This window comes from Caballeronia sp. M23-90 (genome assembly GCF_053574605.1).
This window is the reverse complement of the sequence record NZ_JBSIPA010000371.1, coordinates 1-6,684: the sequence shown is the minus strand read 5'-3', so window position 1 is coordinate 6,684 and position 6,684 is coordinate 1. Positions and strand designations below refer to the sequence as shown.

The window sequence follows — 6,684 nt, the reverse complement described above, 5'->3', positions numbered from 1 at the left end:
TATGAAGCCAGACGCCGAAAGCCATCAGCGTGGCGGCGAGCTGCTGGTGAATGCGGCCACGCAGATGCCGCACCGCCGGGGCCACCCATAGCGCGTACACGAAGGCGCGCGGTTGAGCCGCCTCTTCGATGAACGCGCCGACGAGACCCGCCGGATGTCCTTCCGTGTACAAGATGAACGACGCCGTGATATCGGAATTCGCGTGGCGACCGGCCGTTTCGTCGAAGCTCGAGACATCGGCGGACAGGGCTTCCTCCAGCGTCTCCCCGAACGCATACGGTGCTTCGCGCAACGAGGCCGTGCGAAGTTCGCGCAGGACGGCGCCTTGATGCGCGGCGATCCGGTGAACAGTAAGTGAAGGACTCATGCGGGTGTTTTTCTCTCAAGCTTTCACAAGCTTCTTAAGCTGTCTTCTTAGGCTATGTTCTTAGGCTGTCTTAGCCGGCTTAGTCTAATTAGTAGCTTCAACCGAACAGGCAAACGAGTCAAATCATTATTGCAGGCAACGTGCGCGACCGGCTCAATGACGTTCTTTGGTGCAGGCATGCGCTCAGGGCGCCGCGTATTCGCCCGTGCCGTCGGGCCACGGCGTAAGCAGCTCGAAGCCATCGTCGGTGACGACCACCATGTGCTCCCACTGCGCCGAGAGCGACCGGTCCTTCGTTGTAACCGTCCAGCCATCCCGCGATTGTTGCGTTGCAGCACGACCGGCGTTCACCATCGGTTCGATGGTGAAAACAAGACCCGGTTTCAGCCGCAGGCCGGCGCCCGGTTGCCCGTAGTGCAGCACCTGTGGATCTTCGTGATAAACACGCCCGATCCCGTGGCCGCAATACTCACGCACGATCGAGTACCCTTCGCGGTTCGCCACCGTCTGGATCGCATGACCCACGTCGCCGAGCGTCGCGCCCGGACGCACGGCGCGAATGCCCGCGACCATGGCTTCGTAAGTCGTGTCGCAAAGACGCTTTGCATCGCGGCTCGGCGTGCCCGCGTAATACATGCGGCTCGTATCGCCGAAATAACCGTCCTTGATGATCGCGACGTCGATGTTGACGATATCGCCGTCCTTCAACTCACGCGGGCTCGGAATGCCATGGCAGACCACGTGGTTCACCGATGTGCAAATGGTCTTCGTAAAGCCCATGTAACCCACGTTCGCCGGAATCGCCTTCAGTTCATCGACGATAAAGCGGTTGCAGATCGCATCCAGTTCTTCCGTCGTGACGCCGGGCTTGACGTGCTCGCCGATCATTGCGAGGACTTCTGCGGCGAGACGTCCGGAGATTCGCAGCTTTTCGATGTCGGCAGGCGACTTGAGTGTGATGGCCATGGAACGTTGGTGTGTCGGCGCGCGGTACGCGTCTAATTGCGATACGAAATCGATGTATCCGCAGCGCATTATTTCAGGATGCCGGCGATGATAGCATCGCGCGCTTTCCCGCTCTTTTTCCAATGCCCCCACGAGTCGCCGTACAGCCACGCCGCACTGCGGTCGTCGTGATTCGCGCTTGCCTCTTCGAGCGGTTTACGCTCTATTCGCTCATTGTTTTGACCAACGTCTTCCGCCAATGATCTCAAGTCGCGTTGTTTCGTTTGCTCTTTCCGGTTCTTTATTGGCTGCAGTGTTCGCGGCCGTTGCGCTCGCGGCGTGCAGTTCCACGAGCGGACCTGAACTTCGCGCGTCGAGCCCGCTGATCTACGTGTCATCGCGGCGTGCGCCTTCCGAGGTCTTCAGTTGCCTCGAGGACCGGCTGCCTTCGGTGTCTACATCGAAATCGGGTAACGCTTCGGAACTCGTGGTCGGGCCGAACGCGTGGCTCGTGACATTGACGCCGTCGCACTATGGGTCGACTGTGAAGGTGCAGAAATCTGACCGGGACTACGGCGGATTGCCGGAACCTGAAATGCGCTTCGATATCGCGCGATGCACAACCTGATCGATCTGCGAGCAGGTCGTAAAAAAGCCCCGATGAGCTTTCAGCTCAGCGGGGCTTTTTGAACGCCAGTTGTCTTTAAAAGAAGTAATGCACGCCCAGCGTGACGCTGTCGTTGTGGCGCGTGGTGCCGTCACGCTTGCTTTGGTCGGTGGTCCATTCCAGCGCAAGGCTTGCCTGCTTGATGAACTTGTACTCAACGCCCAAGCCAGTGTGCAAACGTGCGTTCGGCCAGGTTCCCGTCACTCCCAGACGCACATACGGCATTACCGAATTGAACGGCAAGCCGAGTTTCGCATCGATGCCACCATCCTTATATGTGGTCGACGAGTGATGGAAGTCAGCGAATGCCTCAGCACCAATAACGAAGCGGCTTACATCGAAGTTATACCCGGCAGTCAGGCCGAGGAAAGTCGATGCATGGGACCCTACGTTGACGACGCCAGAAGCGTCAGACCAGTTCTCACCCACTTTCAGGCCTGCGTAAGGGCCGGAAAACTCACTGGCTTGTGCTGCGGATAGGCCGGTCAGAGCAATGACCAGCGCGGCAATAAATTTCTTGAAGTTGAACATGACTTAAAAACATAACGTTAAATCGAAAGCAAAGTTAATTGCCGCGTTTGTTGCATGATCGGCTAATCCGAAAGTCACAAAAATTTTGCAACTTTGAATTTCGCAACGAATGAAAGATTAAATGGTGAAGATGCGTCGGACCCATAAGAGCGGTCCTAATTGATTTTTCGGCGCTATGATTTATTGGCCAGCTCCCGCTGGGAGCGGCTGCCAGGAACGCCTGCCAGTAGCTGGCTGTCGCTTGTGAACAACAACACCGTTGCACGGCTTCTAATCTTTTATCGTCCGTTTTTTAGTAAAACGTTGCTAAGGTTAATTTAATGAAAAGTTTCTACAGAGTTTTTAAGGTCTATAAAAGCATCGAATCGCGAGCCATCTCGTTATGTTCGCCGGGTTCGACGCATTGATTAACGTCGAGGGAATGCATGCATGAAAAACTTCATGTCCAATGTTAGAAAAAGCCTGCTGGCCATCACCGTCGTTGCCGACTTGTTGTGCCTATGGTCGGCCGCTCACGCCGCAGGGCCTGCAGCACCGCCGCCTGACGATCCCGTTTCGCTGTCGATAACGCCTCGGTACAGGTACCAGTCACCATCCATAATGGGAACGTCGCCCGAGGCTTCTGAGCTCAAGACCGCGTCGGGCGTTGACGAGTTGGCGCGCCCGACCCCCGATCTCGAAAAGCCGGACAACTGGGCTTGCCGGACATCGAATCATTTGACGCGGAGTTCGATCGGCAAGAATCCGGACGGCAGGAGCATCTCGGATGTTCAAGGTCTGTTGCCCAAATGCTGAGGCACACAAAGCAAAACCCCCGCTGATCTTGCGATCAGCGGGGGTTTCTAATTTGGCGGAAAGGGTGAGATTCGAACTCACGGTACCCCTAAAGGTACACTGGATTTCGAGTCCAGCGCATTCGACCACTCTGCCACCTTTCCAGATCCTGCAACCGCGCGACTGCTTGCTGCGGCTCTCGCTGAACGGGTCGATGTCCAGCGAGAGAAAGATTATAGACGAGTCCAATCTGATTTCCAAGCCCCTTTTAGTGAGCCTGGTACAACAAAGAGGTCTTAACTCGCCTTCGAGACTTCGAGCTTTTCGACTCCGCGCATGTAAGGTCGCAACGCCACTGGCACCGTCACCGAGCCATCCGCGTTCTGGTAATTCTCCAGCACCGCGACGAGCGTCCGCCCGACCGCAAGACCTGAACCATTGAGCGTATGAACGAACTCCGGCTTGCCTTGGGCATTCCGGAACCGCGCCTGCATCCGCCGCGCCTGGAATGCTTCGGTATTCGAGCAACTCGAGATTTCCCGATACGTGTTCTGCGCCGGAAGCCAGACTTCCAGGTCGAATGTCTTCGTTGCGGAAAATCCCATGTCGCCGGTACACAGCGTGATCACGCGATACGGCAGTTCGAGCTTTTGCAAGATGGCTTCGGCGTGGCCGACCATTTCGTCGAGCGTCTCGTAGGATTTCTCCGGCGATACGACCTGCACCATTTCGACCTTGTCGAACTGATGTTGACGGATCAGGCCGCGCGTATCGCGCCCGTACGAACCCGCTTCCGAGCGGAAGCACGGGGAATGCGCCGTCAGTTTGACCGGCAGCGCCGACGCTTCAAGAATGCTTTCGCGCACCGTATTGGTCAGCGAGATCTCCGAGGTCGAAATCAGGTACTGCGTGACCGTGTTCTCCTCGCCGCCCTTCTCGACCCGGAACATGTCCTCGGCGAATTTGGGCAACTGGCCCGTACCCACCAAAATTTCCGGATTTACGATATACGGCGTGTACGCCTCCGTGTAGCCGTGCAAGTCGGTGTGCGTGTCGATCATGAACTGCGCCAACGCCCGGTGCAGACGCGCAATCTGCCCACGCAGCAAGGTAAAACGCGCGCCGGAGAGCTTTGCGCCCGTTTCGAAGTCGAGGCCAAGCGGCGCGCCGACATCGACGTGATCCTTCACTTCGAAATCGAACGAACGCGGCGCACCCCAGCGACGCACTTCGACGTTGCCGGATTCGTCGGGGCCGACCGGCACGCTTTCGTGCGGCAGGTTGGGCACGCCGAGCATCAGGTCGGACAAGCGCTTCTGGATGTCCTCGAGCTGAGCCGCCGAAGCCTTCATGGTGTCGCCGATACCCCCGACCTCCGCCATCACTGCTGCGGTGTCTTCCCCACGCCCTTTCATTGCGCCGATCTGCTTCGACAGCGTATTGCGGCGCATTTGCAGCTCTTCGGTACGCGTCTGGATTTCGCGCCGTTCCGCTTCGATTGCCGCGAACGCAGCGACGTCGAGTGTGTAGCCGCGTTGAGCCAGGCGCGTGGCAACGGCGTCGGGGTCTTTGCGCAGGAGTTGGATGTCGAGCATGGCAGGGCCGGTTCTTCTGAGTGTGCGAATCCGCGATTTTAGCGCAGCGAGGCGGCCGTGTTGGCGCGCTTTGGCCGCGTTGGCCGTTCGGTCTAATGGAACGCGGCGTTTCACCATCCGTCGGCAATGGAGCAACGCTTATTTTTCGTCCTTGTGGTCGCGCCGCCATTGGGCATCGAGTTGCGCAAGACGCGCCATCTTTTCACTGATCTTCCCCTCCAGACCGCGCGGTGTCGGCTCGTACCAGTGCGGGTCGCGCATGCCATCGGGCAGATAGGTTTCGCCGGCCGCGTAAGCGTCGGGTTCGTCGTGCGCGTACCGATATTCGTGCCCGTATCCAAGCTCCTTCATCAGCTTGGTCGGCGCGTTGCGCAGATGGACCGGCACGCCTCGCGACTGGTCCTTGCCGACAAACCGCCGCGCCTCGTTATAGGCCATGTAGCCAGCGTTCGATTTCGGCGCAACCGCTAGATAAATCAGCGCCTGAGCCAGCGCGAGTTCACCTTCCGGCGTTCCCAGGCGTTCGTAGGTTTCGGCGGCATCGAGCGCGATGCGGCCCGCACGCGGATCGGCGAGACCGATATCCTCCCAGGCCATCCGGACGATTCGCCGCGCAAGATAACGCGGGTCGGCGCCGCCGTCGAGCATCCTGCAAAACCAGTAGAGCGTCGCGTCAGGATTGCTGCCGCGCACCGATTTGTGCAGCGCGCTGATCTGGTCGTAGAACGCGTCGCCGCCTTTGTCGAAACGACGCAGGTTTTCGGTCAGCGCGCTGCCGAGCAACTCACCGTCGATGTGCGTCGACTTCTGTTGCGCGGCCGCCCGCGCCACGATTTCCAGGTTGTTGAGGAGCTTGCGGCCGTCGCCATCGGCGGAACCGATGAGCGCCGCACGAGCGTCATCGGAGAACGTCAGGCCGCCCAGCTCGCCCTGCGCCCGTTCGAGCAATTCATTGAGCTCCGTTTCATCCAGGCTTTTCAGCACATAAACGGCTGCCCGCGACAACAACGCGCTGTTCACCTCGAACGATGGATTCTCGGTCGTCGCGCCCACGAACACGAACAACCCGGACTCGACGTGCGGCAAAAACGCGTCTTGCTGGCTTTTGTTGAACCGGTGCACCTCGTCCACGAAAACCAGTGTCTGATGCCCGTTCGCCCGATGGATCTGCGCCAGTTCCACGGCCTCGCGAATATCCTTCACGCCCGACAAGACCGCCGACAACGAAATGAACTCCGCATGAAACGCCGCGGCCATCAGCCGTGCGAGCGTGGTCTTGCCCACGCCGGGCGGTCCCCAGAGAATCATGGAATGCGCTTCACCGGATTCGAACGCGACGCGCAGCGGCTTGTTGGGGCCAAGAAGGTGTTTCTGGCCGATCACCTCGTCGATGGTGCGAGGACGCAAACGCTCGGCAAGGGGGACATTGGCACGGTTTTCTTCGAACATGGCGCGATGAGGGGTTCCGAATGGTCTGGACAACAGCGAAGACAGCGATAATCGTTCCCTTGTTCGAGACAAGCGCCCGCGCTGCTTCAAATTGCTGCAATGGTTGATTATGACAGTTGCCGCTTCCCCGGATTGCCCACGCTTCAGAGCGGACGCGACAGCCAACATCTGCAAATAAGGACAGAACCTGAATGGCATCAGATAACACCACCGACACCGCCGCCTCGACCTACGCGCCTTTGTCGCCCGTCCCGGTCGAGCGCCGCGCGTTCGGAACGTCGGACGCCTTCGCGTTGTGGTTTTCTCTTGGCATCGGCTTGCTGGTGGCGCAGGCCGGCGCGCTGCTCGTGCCGGGA

7 protein-coding genes, 1 tRNA gene and 2 pseudogenes are annotated in these 6,684 nt (G+C 58.9%); 3 read left to right on the top strand and 7 right to left on the bottom strand.

Annotated elements, in window-relative coordinates; genetic code table 11:
• From ACRXB1_RS27125 to ACRXB1_RS27115, 3 genes and pseudogenes are all read right to left on the bottom strand, one after another.
• Positions 1-367 (bottom strand): annotated as a pseudogene (locus ACRXB1_RS27125) (hypothetical protein); the annotation flags it as partial.
• Between the two features lie 183 nt (positions 368-550).
• A complete protein-coding gene (gene map, locus ACRXB1_RS27120; protein WP_062170498.1) occupies positions 551-1,333 on the bottom strand; it encodes a type I methionyl aminopeptidase in 783 nt (260 codons plus the stop codon).
• Between the two features lie 68 nt (positions 1,334-1,401).
• Complete coding sequence (locus ACRXB1_RS27115; protein ID WP_162916031.1) at positions 1,402-1,572, bottom strand: hypothetical protein; 171 nt, start codon at positions 1,570-1,572, stop codon at positions 1,402-1,404.
• Between the two features lie 53 nt (positions 1,573-1,625).
• On the opposite strand from ACRXB1_RS27115, the gene ACRXB1_RS27110 reads away from it, so the two are divergent.
• Positions 1,626-1,940, top strand: a complete 315-nt coding sequence (locus ACRXB1_RS27110) for a hypothetical protein (protein ID WP_236873418.1) — start codon at positions 1,626-1,628, stop codon at positions 1,938-1,940.
• 75 nt (positions 1,941-2,015) lie between these two features.
• Here ACRXB1_RS27110 and ACRXB1_RS27105 read toward each other — a convergent pair whose 3' ends face one another.
• Complete coding sequence (locus ACRXB1_RS27105; RefSeq protein ID WP_062169531.1) at positions 2,016-2,510, bottom strand: outer membrane beta-barrel protein; 495 nt, start codon at positions 2,508-2,510, stop codon at positions 2,016-2,018.
• Positions 2,511-2,951: 441 nt separating this feature from the next.
• On the opposite strand from ACRXB1_RS27105, the gene ACRXB1_RS27100 reads away from it, so the two are divergent.
• Positions 2,952-3,305 carry a hypothetical protein gene (locus ACRXB1_RS27100; RefSeq protein ID WP_449493780.1) on the top strand — a complete coding sequence of 118 codons (354 nt, stop codon included), beginning with the start codon at positions 2,952-2,954 and terminating at the stop codon, positions 3,303-3,305.
• 53 nt (positions 3,306-3,358) lie between these two features.
• Here ACRXB1_RS27100 and ACRXB1_RS27095 read toward each other — a convergent pair.
• The 3 genes from ACRXB1_RS27095 to ACRXB1_RS27085 form a co-directional block, all read right to left on the bottom strand.
• A tRNA-Ser gene (locus ACRXB1_RS27095) sits at positions 3,359-3,448 on the bottom strand.
• 132 nt (positions 3,449-3,580) lie between these two features.
• Positions 3,581-4,879, bottom strand: coding sequence for a serine--tRNA ligase (serS, locus tag ACRXB1_RS27090; RefSeq protein ID WP_449493779.1), 1,299 nt, complete (start codon positions 4,877-4,879; stop codon positions 3,581-3,583).
• Positions 4,880-5,017: 138 nt separating this feature from the next.
• Positions 5,018-6,328 carry a replication-associated recombination protein A gene (locus tag ACRXB1_RS27085; RefSeq protein ID WP_061998806.1) on the bottom strand — a complete coding sequence of 437 codons (1,311 nt, stop codon included), beginning with the start codon at positions 6,326-6,328 and terminating at the stop codon, positions 5,018-5,020.
• 191 nt (positions 6,329-6,519) lie between these two features.
• Here ACRXB1_RS27085 and ACRXB1_RS27080 point away from each other — a divergent pair.
• A pseudogene (locus ACRXB1_RS27080) lies at positions 6,520-6,684 on the top strand (putative hydroxymethylpyrimidine transporter CytX); the annotation flags it as partial.